The sequence below is a fragment of the Cohaesibacter celericrescens genome, from assembly GCF_002866925.1.
GTDB classification, from domain to species: Bacteria; Pseudomonadota; Alphaproteobacteria; order Rhizobiales; family Cohaesibacteraceae; genus Cohaesibacter; species Cohaesibacter celericrescens.
The window spans coordinates 227,168-241,159 of sequence record NZ_PKUQ01000031.1; the positions used below are offsets into that span (position 1 = coordinate 227,168).

At 51.9% G+C, this 13,992-nt stretch carries 16 protein-coding genes; 11 read left to right on the forward strand and 5 right to left on the reverse strand.

Going from position 1 to position 13,992, the window contains the following annotated elements; genetic code table 11:
- Positions 1-60 precede the first annotated feature (60 nt).
- The 8 genes from C0081_RS15375 (at position 61) to C0081_RS15410 (ending at position 7,692) form a co-directional block, all read left to right on the forward strand.
- Positions 61-696, forward strand: coding sequence for an HAD hydrolase-like protein (locus C0081_RS15375; RefSeq protein WP_245417966.1), 636 nt, complete (start codon positions 61-63; stop codon positions 694-696).
- A gap of 417 nt (positions 697-1,113) precedes the next feature.
- Positions 1,114-2,655 (forward strand): signal recognition particle protein, encoded by a 1,542-nt coding sequence (gene ffh / locus C0081_RS15380; protein ID WP_101534712.1) that lies wholly within the window; start codon positions 1,114-1,116, stop codon positions 2,653-2,655.
- Between the two features lie 110 nt (positions 2,656-2,765).
- Entirely contained in the window at positions 2,766-3,158 is a 393-nt protein-coding gene (gene rpsP / locus C0081_RS15385; protein WP_101534713.1) for a 30S ribosomal protein S16, read from the forward strand.
- A gap of 73 nt (positions 3,159-3,231) precedes the next feature.
- Complete coding sequence (gene rimM / locus C0081_RS15390) at positions 3,232-3,843, forward strand: ribosome maturation factor RimM (protein ID WP_101534927.1); 612 nt, start codon at positions 3,232-3,234, stop codon at positions 3,841-3,843.
- Positions 3,844-3,857: 14 nt separating this feature from the next.
- Entirely contained in the window at positions 3,858-4,613 is a 756-nt protein-coding gene (gene trmD / locus C0081_RS15395; RefSeq protein ID WP_101534714.1) for a tRNA (guanosine(37)-N1)-methyltransferase TrmD, read from the forward strand.
- A gap of 237 nt (positions 4,614-4,850) precedes the next feature.
- Complete coding sequence (rplS, locus tag C0081_RS15400; protein ID WP_101534715.1) at positions 4,851-5,291, forward strand: 50S ribosomal protein L19; 441 nt, start codon at positions 4,851-4,853, stop codon at positions 5,289-5,291.
- Positions 5,292-5,586: 295 nt separating this feature from the next.
- Positions 5,587-6,993 carry a 3-isopropylmalate dehydratase large subunit gene (gene leuC / locus C0081_RS15405; protein ID WP_101534716.1) on the forward strand — a complete coding sequence of 469 codons (1,407 nt, stop codon included), beginning with the start codon at positions 5,587-5,589 and terminating at the stop codon, positions 6,991-6,993.
- A 231-nt stretch (positions 6,994-7,224) separates the two neighbouring features.
- Positions 7,225-7,692, forward strand: coding sequence for a GNAT family N-acetyltransferase (locus C0081_RS15410; protein ID WP_101534717.1), 468 nt, complete (start codon positions 7,225-7,227; stop codon positions 7,690-7,692).
- A gap of 120 nt (positions 7,693-7,812) precedes the next feature.
- On the opposite strand, the gene C0081_RS15415 is transcribed toward C0081_RS15410, so the two are convergent.
- Positions 7,813-8,391, reverse strand: a complete 579-nt coding sequence (locus C0081_RS15415) for a TetR/AcrR family transcriptional regulator (RefSeq protein WP_101534718.1) — start codon at positions 8,389-8,391, stop codon at positions 7,813-7,815.
- 89 nt (positions 8,392-8,480) lie between these two features.
- Between C0081_RS15415 and C0081_RS15420 the strand changes: the two genes are divergently transcribed.
- Complete coding sequence (locus C0081_RS15420) at positions 8,481-8,699, forward strand: putative antibiotic biosynthesis monooxygenase (RefSeq protein ID WP_101534719.1); 219 nt, start codon at positions 8,481-8,483, stop codon at positions 8,697-8,699.
- 269 nt (positions 8,700-8,968) lie between these two features.
- Here C0081_RS15420 and C0081_RS15425 read toward each other — a convergent pair whose 3' ends face one another.
- From C0081_RS15425 to tsaD, 4 genes are read right to left on the reverse strand one after another with little or no spacing between them, the layout of a single operon-like run.
- Positions 8,969-9,385 (reverse strand): EVE domain-containing protein, encoded by a 417-nt coding sequence (locus tag C0081_RS15425; protein WP_101534720.1) that lies wholly within the window; start codon positions 9,383-9,385, stop codon positions 8,969-8,971.
- Positions 9,386-9,419: 34 nt separating this feature from the next.
- Complete coding sequence (locus C0081_RS15430) at positions 9,420-9,704, reverse strand: YciI family protein (protein ID WP_101534721.1); 285 nt, start codon at positions 9,702-9,704, stop codon at positions 9,420-9,422.
- A 25-nt stretch (positions 9,705-9,729) separates the two neighbouring features.
- The gene (locus C0081_RS15435) at positions 9,730-10,755 is read right to left on the reverse strand and encodes an NAD(P)H-dependent glycerol-3-phosphate dehydrogenase (protein WP_101534722.1); all 1,026 of its coding nucleotides are present in this window, start codon (positions 10,753-10,755) and stop codon (positions 9,730-9,732) included.
- Positions 10,752-11,852, reverse strand: a complete 1,101-nt coding sequence (gene tsaD, locus C0081_RS15440) for a tRNA (adenosine(37)-N6)-threonylcarbamoyltransferase complex transferase subunit TsaD (protein ID WP_101534723.1) — start codon at positions 11,850-11,852, stop codon at positions 10,752-10,754. The genes C0081_RS15435 and tsaD overlap by 4 nt, the downstream gene beginning before the upstream one ends.
- Before the next feature lie 230 nt (positions 11,853-12,082).
- Here tsaD and hemC point away from each other — a divergent pair, with 230 nt between their 5' ends.
- Positions 12,083-13,039: a hydroxymethylbilane synthase gene (hemC, locus tag C0081_RS15445; RefSeq protein WP_180966919.1), complete on the forward strand. Its 957-nt coding sequence runs from the start codon at positions 12,083-12,085 to the stop codon at positions 13,037-13,039.
- 51 nt (positions 13,040-13,090) lie between these two features.
- Positions 13,091-13,816 (forward strand): uroporphyrinogen-III synthase, encoded by a 726-nt coding sequence (locus C0081_RS15450; protein ID WP_180966920.1) that lies wholly within the window; start codon positions 13,091-13,093, stop codon positions 13,814-13,816.
- Positions 13,817-13,992: the final 176 nt, after the last annotated feature.

The window sequence follows — 13,992 nt, forward strand, 5'->3', positions numbered from 1 at the left end:
TTGTTAAGCAAACGCATAATTTAAGTGGCCCGACAAAGGGTTATAATAAAGGATTTTAAGGTGGCAATATTTTTTGATCTTGATGGTACATTGACAGATCCAAAGCTCGGAATTGTCGGTAGCATCCGGTATGCGCTTGATGCACTGGACGTGGCAGATCAACCGGATGACCTAGATTGGTGCATCGGTCCGCCGCTACAGGAAAGTTTTGCCAAGATGGTGGGACCTGAGCGGATGGAGGAAGCCATCGCAGCATATCGCCAGCGTTATTCGACAGTGGGCTTGTTTGAAAATACCGTTTATGATGGTATTCCCGCGCTTTTGACCGACTTGAAGTCACGGGGTATTGCTCTTTATGTCGCCACATCCAAACCGCGCCTATATGCCAATGAGATTTTGGAGCATTTTGAATTGGCTCCCTTCTTTTCTGGTATCTTTGGTGCCGAGATGGACGGGACACGGGGCAACAAAGCGGAATTGTTGTCCTATGCGCTCAAGATGTCGGGAGAGACTGCAGACCTGTCGCTGATGATTGGTGATCGCAAGTATGACATTCTCGGCGGCAAGGCCAACCAAATGAAAACATTGGGTGTCTTGTGGGGGTATGGTGATCGTGCCGAGTTGGAACTGGCGGGTGCGGATCTCATCGTGGATGATCTGAAAGCGCTGGCCGATAGGTTAAAGAGTTCTGAATAGACGTGCCTTTACATTGATCAGTTTTTCTGAGGCTCGGTGGCGTTCATCGGCATCGGGTTTTGTCGGGATGGTGCGGCTGTATTCTCCAGAGTGTGGTTTGCTCTCGGTGTCGGTCGCACTAAATCGACCAATTTCGCTGATTTTCTGGCTTTTGGGCCGGTTTGTTCTGTGAATCAGGTTGACGAAGCCTCTCTTTCCGCGTAAAACCCGCCCATTCTCAACATGTATTTGACATATTGAGCCACTGACTCGGACCCTTTGGGTATAAAAAGATCCGGGAAGTCCCCATCCGACAGCGCGTTGCGCCCTCGGGTGTTTTTCTGTTGTGCGTCTTTTTTGATGAAAAGCGCTTGGAGGGAGGGATGCTGAGGCCCAACTGTAGAGTATCAATGATGGGAAGAGACGAAGGAGCAATGCATGTTTGAATCTTTATCAGATCGCTTAGGCGGCATTTTTGACAAGCTTTCCAAGCGCGGTGCGCTGTCGGAGACTGATGTCAATACTGCGCTGCGCGAAGTGCGCCGTGCTCTGATTGAGGCCGATGTTGCTCTGGATGTTGTGCGCGACTTTGTCGAGAAGGTAAAAGAGCGGGCTGTCGGCGTTGAAGTGATCAAATCGGTCAGTCCTGCGCAAATGGTTGTCAAACTGGTGCATGACCAGTTGGTTGAGATGCTGGGCTCTGATGCGCAGGTGATCGACCTGAATGCACCCGCACCAGTGCCGATCATGATGGTTGGCCTGCAGGGATCGGGTAAAACCACATCGAGCGCCAAAATTGCTCTGCGTTTGCAAACCCGTGACCGCAAAAAAGTTTTGATGGCGTCGCTTGATACCCGCCGTCCTGCTGCGCAGGAACAGCTGCGCGTGTTGGGCGAGCAGAATAATATTGCCACTCTGCCAATTGTTGCTGGGGAAGGCCCGACACAGATTGCCGAGCGTGCCATCAATGCTGCCAAATTGGGTGGCTTTGATGTGGTTATGCTCGACACTGCGGGCCGTACACATGTTGACGAACCTTTGATGTTGGAAATGTCCGATATCAAAAAGGCAACTAACCCGCATGAGATTCTGCTGGTGGCCGATAGCTTGACCGGGCAGGACGCGGTCAATGTTGCAAAAAGCTTTGATGAGCGTGTTGGTGTTACCGGTATTGTTCTGACCCGTGTTGATGGCGATGGTCGCGGTGGTGCGGCGCTGTCTATGCGCGCGGTGACGGGCAAGCCGATCAAGTTGCTTGGTGTTGGTGAGAAAGCCGACGCTCTGGAAGAGTTTCACCCTGAGCGTGTGGCTGGCCGTATTCTGGGCATGGGCGATATTGTTTCTCTGGTGGAAAAAGCTGCCGAGACCATTGATGCTGAAAAAGCCGCGCTTGCTGCAGAGAAAATGCGCAAAGGCAAATTCGATCTGGAAGATCTTCGGGATCAACTGGGTCAGATGGCCAAGATGGGCGGAATGAGCGGTATCATGGGCATGATGCCCGGTGTTGGCAAAATGAAAAAGCAGATGGCTGCGGCGAATATGGATGACTCTGTCGTCAATCGTCAGGTGGCTATTATCAACTCGATGACCAAAGCCGAACGGCGCACACCCAAGCTGCTCAATGCGAGTCGCAAAAAGCGTATTGCCGCCGGATCTGGTGTGCAAGTCTCGGAAATCAACAAACTGCTCAAAATGCACCGCCAGATGGCGGACATGATGAAAATGCTGGGCAAGCGCAAGGGCGGGCTTGGCGGCCTGTTCGGTGGCGGTATGCCCAAGGTTGATCCGGCCGAGCTCGAAGCAATGCAAAAATCCGGTCAGATGCCTGATATGGGCGATCTGTCAAAAGGATTGCCCGGTGGTGGGCTTCCTGGTGGTCTGTCGGGTTTGCCCGGCGGCATGCCTGGCTTGCCCGGTTTGGGTGGTCCGAAATTTCCTGGTCTGGGCGGTATGCCCGGCAAAGGCAAAAAGAAACGCTAAACGGTTCGATACCCGATCTGTTTGACACTTGAACATGGCCAAGGGATGGAAACAGCCCGGAATGTTGGCCCTAAGACATAAAAATTAGCCGAATCTGGAAAGGAAACTCCATGGCTCTCAAACTTCGTCTCTCCCGCGGTGGTTCTAAAAAACGTCCTTTTTATCGCGTTGTTGTCGCTGATGTGCGCTCTCCCCGTGATGGCCGTTTCATCGAACGCGTTGGTACATACAACCCATTGCTGCCTAAAGATTCCGAAGAGCGCGTAAACCTTAATGTTGAGCGCGTTCAGCATTGGTTGAATGAAGGCGCACAGCCTACCGATCGCGTTTTGCGTTTTTTGGCTGAAGCAGGTTTGGCAACACGCGCTGCACGCAGCAATCCGAACAAAGCCAAGCCGGGCGCTAAAGCGACCGAACGCCTTGAAGAAAAGAAAATGAAAGAAGAAGAAGCAGCCGCTGCTGCTGCTGAAGCTTCTGCTCCCGCTGAAGAAAGCGCTGAGTAATCTCAAAGCTTAAAGGGAGTTCGGGCCATTGGGTCAGGACTCCCTTTTTTTGATTCTTGATCGGATAATTGGCATGTCCCAAAACACTCCCGCCCCTGAAGACAAAATTTGTATCGCGCAAATCGGTGCGGCGCATGGTATTCGCGGTGAAGTGCGGATCAAGCTTTTTTCCGATGATCCTGCATCTTTGACGCAATATGGCCCGCTGCAAACTGCGGATGGATCGCAGCGTTTCAAGATCACCTCTGCACGGGCGTCAAAAACTATTTATGTGTGCCGGATCAAAGGTGTGTCTGATCGCAACGATGTGGAAGCCTTGAATGGCACCCTGTTGTATGTAGATCGTGATCAGTTGCCCGAGCTGGAAGAAGAAGAATTTTATCATTCTGACCTGATTGGACTTGAAGCCCGTCTGGACACCGGTGATGCATTGGGCAGCATTGTTGCTGTGCATGATTTTGGTGCCGGTGAGCTGCTGGATATTGCACCCAAGCGGGGCAAGGGATTTTATGTTCCTTTCACGCGAGAGGCTGTGCCGATCATTGATTTGACTGGCGGCTTTGTGACCGTTGTTCCCCCTGAAGGCCTGTTGGAAGATGCAGACGAAGGAGAACGTGCGCTGGAAGGTGAAGCCGTTGATTTTGCCCAATCGCCTCAGTTGCTTGATGGACTTGAAAAAGGCTGAGTCGGAGAGTGATCATGCCGCAAGACAATGCAAGCTATGATGACGCTGAAACCGGTGATGCTGCTGGCTGGCATGCGACCGTTTTGACGCTTTATCCCGATATGTTCCCCGGTCCATTGGGCACATCGCTTGCAGGTCGCGCGATGGTCAAAGGCCTTTGGTCATTGGATGCGGTCCAGATTCGCGATTTTGCCGAAGGCAAGCATCGCAACGTGGATGACACGCCGGCTGGAGGCGGTGCGGGCATGGTTCTGCGGCCCGATGTGCTGGCCCGTGCCATTGATCACACCACTCTTGAGGGCGATACACGTCCGCGTATTCTGCTTAGCCCGCGCGGCAAACCACTCACACAGAAAAAGGTACGTCAGCTGAAAGACGCTGGTGGGGCCGTTTTGCTGTGTGGACGCTTTGAAGGGGTGGATCAGCGAGTGATCGACGGGCGCGATTTGGAAGAAATATCCATCGGTGATTATATTCTATCCGGTGGTGAGCTGGGTGCGATGGTTCTGTTGGATGCCGTGGTGCGCCTGTTACCCGGTGTGATGGGCAAAGAGGCCAGCGGTGAAGATGAAAGCTTTGAGAGCGGTCTTTTGGAATATCCTCATTATACCCGACCATCTGTTTGGGAAGATCGACCCATTCCAGATATTCTCAGCTCCGGGCATCATGGCAATATTGCCAAATGGCGGCATCAGCAGGCAGTCGCGCTGACCGGGGAACGGCGTCCAGACCTCTATGAAGCATGGGCTAAAACCCGCAAAAAGCCGTAATTTCGGCCTCTATTGCCTTTGCTTTTGGTCTTAATTGGAAAAAGGCATCAAAAGGGGCAATAAATGGCCAATTTGAGTCGCTTTTTGGGGTGACAAACGCACCCACATTGGCTATGAACCCTCAATCTGATTTCCAACAAGTACGGCGAACCGGCCCTTGTGGCATGTCGGGCACAATGAGCTCGGCGGGACTGCTTTGGACGCTCTGGGCGTAACTATAAAACAAGAGTGAAGATCATGAACATCATTGAACAGCTCGAAAAAGAGCAAATGGCTGAAGTTGCAGCCAAACGCGTACTCCCAGAATTTTCTGCCGGTGACACCGTACGTGTGAATGTGCGCGTTACTGAAGGCACCCGTACCCGTGTGCAGGCTTATGAAGGCGTTTGCATTGCCCGTTCCGGCGGTGGCCTGAACGAAAGCTTCACCGTTCGTAAGATTTCTTACGGCGAAGGTGTCGAGCGTGTATTCCCAGTTTATAGCCCAATGATCGATAGCGTAGACATCGTTCGTCGCGGTAAAGTCCGTCGTGCGAAACTTTACTATCTGCGCGGTCTTCGTGGTAAATCTGCCCGTATCGTTGAAGCAACAAATGTTCGTTCGCGTCGCCTGAATGACGCAGCAAAAGCCAAGGTTGCTAAGGCCAAGGCTGATGCCAAAGGCAAAAAAGACGCATAATCGAGCTTGTCTCTTTTGATACGCTTCAAGGCCCGATGCATCACATGTGTCGGGCCTTTTTGTATGAAAATTGCACTGGCGAGGGCGGTTTTGAAGCAATATTACTTGACCTTGACCCTTAATCTATCGCAATACAGTGCCAACTCAATTGGGCCATCTTAATTGGATATGTTGGTGCATGGATTGACCTTTCCATGTGCTAACACTTTGCTTGATAGGTTAAGCGCCATTCCGATTTGTTCGGATAGGTCGAGCACCCATTTTCATAATCGCTGTAAGAGGACTGGTAACGAGCATGTCTGCACCTAAGACCCTTTATGACAAAATTTGGGATTCCCACGTGGCTGATGAGCAGGAAGATGGGACGTGCCTGCTTTATATTGATCGTCATCTTGTCCATGAAGTGACATCTCCACAGGCCTTTGAAGGGCTTCGTATGGCTGACCGTAAAGTGCGCGCACCGCAGCGTACGTTGGCTGTTGTTGACCACAATGTGCCAACCACAGACCGGACCAAGGGCATTGATGATCCGGAATCCAGACTTCAGGTGGAAACACTGGCATCCAACGCTGCTGAGTTTGGTGTTGAATATTATGATGAGCTGGATAGCCGTCAGGGTGTTGTTCACATTGTTGGCCCAGAGCAAGGCTTCACGCTGCCGGGCATGACCATCGTTTGTGGCGATTCCCATACCTCAACCCACGGTGCATTTGGCTCGCTGGCTCATGGTATTGGTACCTCGGAAGTGGAACATGTTCTGGCCACTCAAACCCTGGTTCAGAAAAAAGCCAAAAACATGAAGGTGGAAGTCAACGGCAAGCTTGGTGAAGGCGTGACAGCCAAAGACATCGTTTTGGCTGTTATTGGCAAGATCGGGACTGCTGGTGGAACGGGCCATGTGATTGAGTTTTGTGGCGAAGCAATTCGTGACCTGTCCATGGAAGGCCGGATGACGGTTTGTAATATGGCGATTGAAGGTGGTGCACGCGCAGGTCTTATCGCTCCGGATGAAAAAACCTTTGCGTATGTGCAGGGGCGGCCAAAATCACCAAAGGGTGACGATTGGGACAAGGCACTTGCCAATTGGAAGACTTTGTTCAGCGATGAAGGCGCGCATTTTGATACTGTGGTTACGCTTGATGCAGCATCTTTGCCACCAATCGTATCTTGGGGCACCAGCCCTGAAAATGTTGTGACCATTGACGGCGCAACTCCCGATCCCAAATTGATTGAAGATGAAGGCCGTCGGGCAGCTGTTGAACGGGCGCTTGCCTATATGGGGCTTGAGCCAAACACCAAGATGACGGATATCCCGATTGATCGCATCTTCATCGGATCTTGCACCAATGGCCGCATTGAAGATTTGCGGGCTGCGGCTGATGTGTTTAAAGGCCGCAAGGTTAAAGAAGGTGTCAATGCGATGATTGTGCCGGGTTCCGGCCTTGTGAAAGCTCAGGCTGAAGAAGAAGGTTTGGACAAGGTGTTTGTGGAAGCCGGTTGTGAATGGCGTGAACCAGGTTGCTCCATGTGCTTGGCTATGAATGCCGATAAACTTGCTCCGGGCGAACGCTGTGCATCTACGTCCAATCGTAACTTTGAAGGCCGTCAGGGCTTTAAGGGACGCACACATCTGGTATCTCCAGCGATGGCAGCTGCTGCCGCTGTGACAGGCCACTTTGTTGATGTGCGTGATCTTGACTAGTCCATGGCAATAGGAATTATTCGAAAAGCCGGGTTTTGTAGCCCGGCTTTTTTGTGTTTGATTGGTTATTGGGTTGATCTTGTGTGATATGTGGGGACGGCTGAGGAGAATAGATTGTCAAATCTTCAGGGCCATTTACCATGGGCCATCGCTGAATTCTGAGCTTATTTTGAAGCCTTTGGCTATTTGGCACATGATGACCGGTTATTGAGACGAAGATTGGGAGTGATTATGAGCAAGATCGAGATCAAGATACTGGAACAGGACGCCGCCCTTGACCTGGCTCCCCTGATTTCTTCCTACGCGCAAGAACGCAAACGGGGTGCGCCTCGTCAACCGGATATGTTCTATGCCGAAACCTTGCTCAATGATCGCACCGCTGAAGTTTTGGGCGCGTATGTGGATGGAAAATTGAGCGCTTTTTGCACCTTCTTTGATTTGCCGGAAACAATTTCTGGAAAACGTGTCGGGCATGTAGACATTCTTTATGTCGATTATGAAGCCCGCGATCTGGGTGTTACCAAGGCCGTTATTGAAGAACTGGTGAAACTTGGTGATGATCGGAACTGGCTTGAACTGCAATGGAATGATCCCAATGAAGTGCAGCAGAGTAAAATTTCCGAGATATCTCGCCTGTCGACAGCTGCTAACGTGCGCCTGAGCATCGGCATCCATGAAGAGCATACCAAAGTGCAATAGGCATTACAGACTGACTATAAAAGGCCCTGTCGCTTTTGATCGATGGGGCCTTTTTTGTTGAGGTCGGAGCTTGACCCTCGCAATGGCGTGATTGCAGCATGAGTGTGATGGCCTTGGTCTTTATGGTTTGGCTGCCAGCAAACGGATTGAGCCATCTATGTCTTCGTTGAGCCTGTTCGTTAAGAGCCTTTGCCACATCATGCTCATCATCAATTCTGCACGTGGTTTGTGATCTTGTCCGGCAGGGAGCTCACCGCGTTTTTCTGCGCGCTTAAAAATGATCAAAAGCCCCTCCAATCGTTGGGACCGGTAGCGCTCCAATTCCTGATTAACATCGGGATCGGATTGTGCTTCGGCGATGATTGCCTTGAAATAGGCCCCGAATTCTGTCTTCCAGATCGCACTCAGTTCGGACGCAAAGCTGTGTAGGTCGTCAGTCAGGTTGCCTGTATCTTGGTAAGACACTGCGGGTTTTTCGCGTTGATAGACTGCTAAAATCAGTGCTCCGCGTGTTGGCCACCAACGATAAAGTGTGGCTTTACCTGCCTTGGCGGCACGCGCGACTGTTTCCATTTTGAGTCCGGACATTCCTTTTTCAGCGACAATTTTTGATGCGGCGTCCAGAATCGCGGTTTCAGTGGCGGGATTTCTGCGTGCACCTATGGAACTTCTGCTGTTTGATTTTTCTTTTTTAGTCATTTTAGCCAATCAAATCACTTTACAGAACGGAACGTTCCGTTTATATAAGTGTCCACTAACGAAACGTAGCGTCTCGAAAGGAATGTCGCATGGAAAAGAAATCGCGTAAACCCCGCCGGTGGCGGTTCTCACTCTATATTTTTTGTTGTGTCTATCCACTGGTTACCGCCGGACTTTATTTGGTTGTAGCACTGACGCCGGAATGGGTGCTTTGGCAGCGCACATTCGTGTTGGTGCCAATTGTCGTCGTTGCGATGGTGTATGCGATCATTCCGTTTATCCAACAACGCATGGTCCGTTGGCTCTAAGGCGCACAAATTGAGGCGCGGCGGCTATTCCGAGTGCGTATTCAGGTTTTTGTGCATCAGGCAGGGCTTGTCTCTTGTTCATTGAAACCGCACAGGGTGATCTCAACGTTCCCATTTAATAGACCAATCCAACATTGCTCTTGTTGTATGGTGCAGGGGTTGGGTTTGTAGCTACAAAACAGCCCTCCCGAACAATTTCGAGAGGGCTGTTTTGTTACCAAAATCCAGACGATGGCTCGCGATGGCCACGTTTGGATTTAGTATTTGCGTTAGGACACACCGGCCAGTTGGCAAATGATGGTCCATTCGTCTTCGCTAACGGGCTGAACCGAGAGGCGGGAATTGTTGACCAATATCATTTTACTCAGCTCTGGATGCGCTTTGCAGTCTTCCAGCGTTACGGGTGTTTTTACCGCTTTTACCGCTTTGATATCGACGCAATGCCATTTGCCGGTGTCGTCTGTGCTATCCGGATGGGCGAGGGCACAGACTTCCACAATACCGACGATGCGTTTTTCTTTGATGGAGTGGTAGAAAAAGCCTCTATCGCCTAAGGCCATTTTTTGCATGTTGTTGCGGGCCTGATAGTTGCGCACGCCGTCCCATTGCTCACCAGCCTCGCCTTTGGCGACCTGCTGGTCCCAGCCCCACGTATTGGGTTCGGATTTGAAAAGCCAATAGGCCATGAGCCCCTCCGGTCTTTATTGTTTTTAAACAGGATTATTCTGGTGCGCCGATGACCCATTTCCAAGGCACAATCGAGCTCGATTCGAACAAGCCGGCCTTGGCGTAAGGGTCGGTTGCCATAACCGCTTCCAGCGCAGCTTTGTCTTCTGCTTCGCAAATCAGGCTAGAGCCGATCATTTGGCCATCGTCAGAAAGCAAAGGGCCTGCGACTTTGATGGTGGCCGCATTGTCTTTCAGAAAGGCTACATGGTCATCTCGATTGGCCAAACGGATTTCAAGAGCGCCTGCTTTGTCGTGTGCTGTGAAGATGAAATGCATGGGAAATTCCTTTGTTTATTCTAGTCTAGTGGTGGTCGCTTTCGCGGCGCAAGGGGCGTGTCATGAGTTTTGACACTGCTTTATCGATTGTGTCTTTGCGATCCAATACATCGGCGACCGCTTGGGCAATGGGCATATCCACACCGTTTTTTTCGGCCAATTCACAGGCGACCCGGGCTGTGTAGGCCCCTTCAGACAATTTTGCACCCGGTGCCATCAAGTCGGACAGGTCTGTGCCTTGGCCAAGGGCATAACCAAATGAAAAATTGCGGCTTTGTGGACTTGAGCAGGATAGGGTGACATCGCCAAAACCTGAAAGGCCCATCAAGGTGTCGGGACGTGCGCCTAATTTGAGCGCCAGTCGCTGCATTTCTGCAAAGCCGCGTGTCATCAGCGCCGCGTGGGCGCTGGCCCCGAGTTCTTTGCCCATGACTATACCGCACGCAATGGCGAGCACATTCTTGAGTGCTCCTCCCAACTGCACACCAATAAGGTCGGTGCTGGCATACGGCCGGAAGCTCTTGTTTGATAGGGTGGCGCAGATTTGTTCGGCCAGGGGCGCTGTGCGCGCTGCGATGGTTACTGCCGTTGGCAGGCCACGCGCTACATCAAATGCAAAAGAGGGACCGGAAAGAATGGCCGGTTGTGCTTGTGGTAGATAATCGGCAAGTACCTCGCTCATCATGCGCTGGGTACCTTTTTCCAAGCCTTTTGCAGCAAGAATGACCGGTGTGCCCTTGCGCACGTAAAGGCCGATGGCTTCAGCAATATGATGGGTCACCTGTGCCGGAGCAACGATCAGAATACAATCAGCATCCGCTGCCTCGGTCACATCTGTTGTGGTCTCCAAGGGGTGATCAAAGGTGAGTCCGGGTAAATAGGGTGGCAATTGCCGCTGGGTGCTGATGGTGTTGAGATTGTCTTGGTTGCGGCCCCAGAGAACCACATCACGACCAGCACGGGCAGCGTTGAGTGCCAGTGCCGTGCCCCAAGCGCCGGCACCGAGTACCGAGACGCGCTGGAATGGTTTTGGTGCGGATGGCTCACTCATGCTTTGGCTCCCTTTCGGCCGAAGCCAATTTTTGCTTCGGCGTTGCTATCGAGTGGCCAGCGGGGGCGGGCGGTGGTATTGAGCGGGTCTGTCAAGCCAAGGGCCAGACGTTCTGCCCCAGCCCAAGCGATCATTGCGCCATTGTCTGTGCACAACGCGATCGGTGGAGCGATCAATTCTGCCTCATGTTTTTGCAAAATAGCGTACAGGGTTGCCCGGATGGCTTGATTGGAGGCGACGCCACCTGCGACGATCAATTGCGGAGAGTCTAAATGAGGGAAGCGTTGTTTGAAGGCAAGCAATGCTTTGTTGATTCGGTCTGCCAGGATGTCGCAAATAGCGGCCTGAAACGAGGCGCACAGATCGTTGACATCGGTATCAGAAAGGGGCGCGGTTTTTTCAGCTTCCCGTCGCACTGCGCTTTTCAGTCCTGAGAAGGAAAAATCATATCCGTCGCGCCCTTTCATCGAGCGGGGAAAGTCAAATCGTTTGGGATCGCCGTTTTTGGCGGCTTTTTCCACTTCTGGACCGCCGGGATAGGGCAGGCCCAGCAGTTTGGCTGTTTTGTCAAAGGCTTCGCCCAAAGCATCGTCGATGGTGGTGCCCCAGCGTTCATAGTCGCTAACGCCCTTGACCAAAAGGATCTGGCTGTGGCCTCCCGAGACCAGCAACAAAAGGTGGGGGAATGGGGCGTCATTGGTGAGGCGAGCGGTGAGGGCATGGCCTTCCAGATGATTGACTGCGATCAGTGGTATATTGTGGACTGCAGCGATAGCTTTGGCGCTCATGAGGCCAATCAGCACGCCGCCAATAAGCCCGGGGCCAGATGTTGCCGCAACACCATCAAGCTGCTCGAATGTCACATTGGCTTCCAGCATGGCGCGCTTTATGATGCCATCGAGGGCTTCCACATGGGCGCGGGCGGCAATTTCTGGCACCACACCGCCATAAGCTGCGTGGTCTTCTATCTGGCTGAGGACAATATTGGAGAGAATCTCTCCCTGTCCGGCTCTTTGATTATCTGACTTGTCGTCAAACCGACGGACAATGGCTGCCGCGGTTTCATCACAACTTGTCTCTATACCTAAAACGATCATTGCGTGGGCTACTTGGTTCCCTTTATGATTTGTCCCCAAGGGGTCTGTCGGCATGTGCTAACAGGCCTGAGTATTAGAGCAAAGAGCTGCGATTGACATCCCCTTTCTTAAGATGGGATGCAATTGATCAAATTCAAAGATGTCCATCCCATTGGCCCTTATGGATGGCGTGACCCCTCAATCGGGTTTGTTACAAGGCCTCAAAAGCCTTTTTGCAAGCCGATAAGACAATGAAAGCACAAAAGATGCAGTCTACTCCCATCAAAATCGGTACGCGCGGCAGTAAGTTGGCGTTGGCTCAAGCGTATGAAACCCGTCAGCGCCTGATGGAGGCGCATGGGCTAACTGAAAATCGCTTCGAGATTGTGGCGATCCAGACCACTGGTGACATGATTCAGGACCGGCCTTTGTCAGAGGCAGGCGGCAAAGGCTTGTTCACCAAAGAGATTGAAGAAGCCCTGCTGGATGGCCGTATTGATCTGGCGGTGCATTCATCCAAGGATATGCCCACTTATTTGCCCGACGGCTTGGAAATGGTGACCTTTTTGCCGCGTGAAGATGTGCGTGATGCGTTTATTTCCCGCAAATATGGCTCACTTGCCGAGATGCCTGAAGGAGCGGTAGTTGGTACTTCTTCGCTGCGTCGACAGGCGATGGTCAAGAAGATCCGTCCTGATCTGGACGTGGTGATGTATCGCGGCAATGTGCAAACGCGATTGATGAAGCTGGAGCAGGGTGTCGCGGATGCAACTCTTCTGGCCTGTGCGGGATTGCGGCGACTGGGTGAAGCCGAGGTGATTACCTCAGCCATTGATGTGGATGACTTTTTGCCAGCCGTCGGACAGGGGGCAATCGGGATCGAGACCCGTGTTGGGGACGAGCGTATTCTAGAATTGCTTGGCGCCATTCATCACAGAGATACCGAGCGGGCACTGGCTTGTGAGCGCGCTTTTCTGGGGGCTTTGGATGGGTCTTGCCGCACGCCAATCGCAGGCTTGGCGAGAATTGATGGCGATAGTCTTACTTTCAGCGGTCTGGTTCTGATGCCTGACGGCAGCGCTCATTTTGATGTGGTTGAAGAGGGGGCGGTCATCGATGCACAGAACATCGGGCTCCGGGCCGCGGATGCTTTGAGGGCCAAGGCAGGTGCCGCGTTTTTCGAGGCCGTTCTGGCAGCAAGCCACTGAGCTATGAGTTCATGAAACAAGGGCAGGGGTTACAGGGCAGGAGGGCTGTGCTTGAAGATACTTGTCACCAGACCCGATGCTGACCAAAAACAAACCATTGGTTTGCTCAGTGGACTTGGGATAGAGGCTGTGTCGTCTCCGGTTATGGAGGCGATTAAGTTGCCATTTATGCTGCCCGATCGAGCATCAGAGCTGCCTTGGCAAGCTATGGTGGTTACCTCCCGCAACGCGTTGAGGATGCTAGAGTCCGAGCAATTGGCTCAATTGCGCAGTGTTGCGCTCTATTGCGTTGGAGCGCAGACCGAAACACTTGCTCGCTCTCTAGGGTTTGACACTATCGGCGAGACCTCACCGGATGTGGCACATTTGACGGATCGTCTTTTGGATCTTTTCTCTCCGGATGCTGGTCCTATTCTCTATCTCACTGCCAAACATCGCTCGGGCAAATTGGCGCAGGCTCTTGATGTTGATGGATTTGATTACACGTTGATTGAGAGCTATGAAATGGTTGCGCTGTCGTCGCTAACTGAGGAGGCGGTGGCTGCAATCCAAACTAAACGACTTGATGGTGTATTGCTTTACTCCAGCCGAACCAGTCAACTGTTGCTTACATTGTTTGAAAAGCACGACTTGGCAGATGATATGCAACATGTGACATTTTATTGCCTTTCTGATGCTGTTGCATCTCCGTTAAAGCCGACAGGCTACCCTTTGGTGGTATCTGCTGCACCAAATGAACAATCATTGCTTGCATGTGTAAAAAAGGACCATAACTAGTTAATCTAATAGTCCGTAAACCAAGTGACCGTTATGCTCACTCTGGGGAATAAGGCAATGGGATGGGCCACACCAAGGCCCGATAGGCATTTTGTCCAGAATCAGATGTTGGTTTTGATAGACGATATGTGCAGAACAATTGATATATGGTCCGTTGGCGTCATTCGATGCAATGA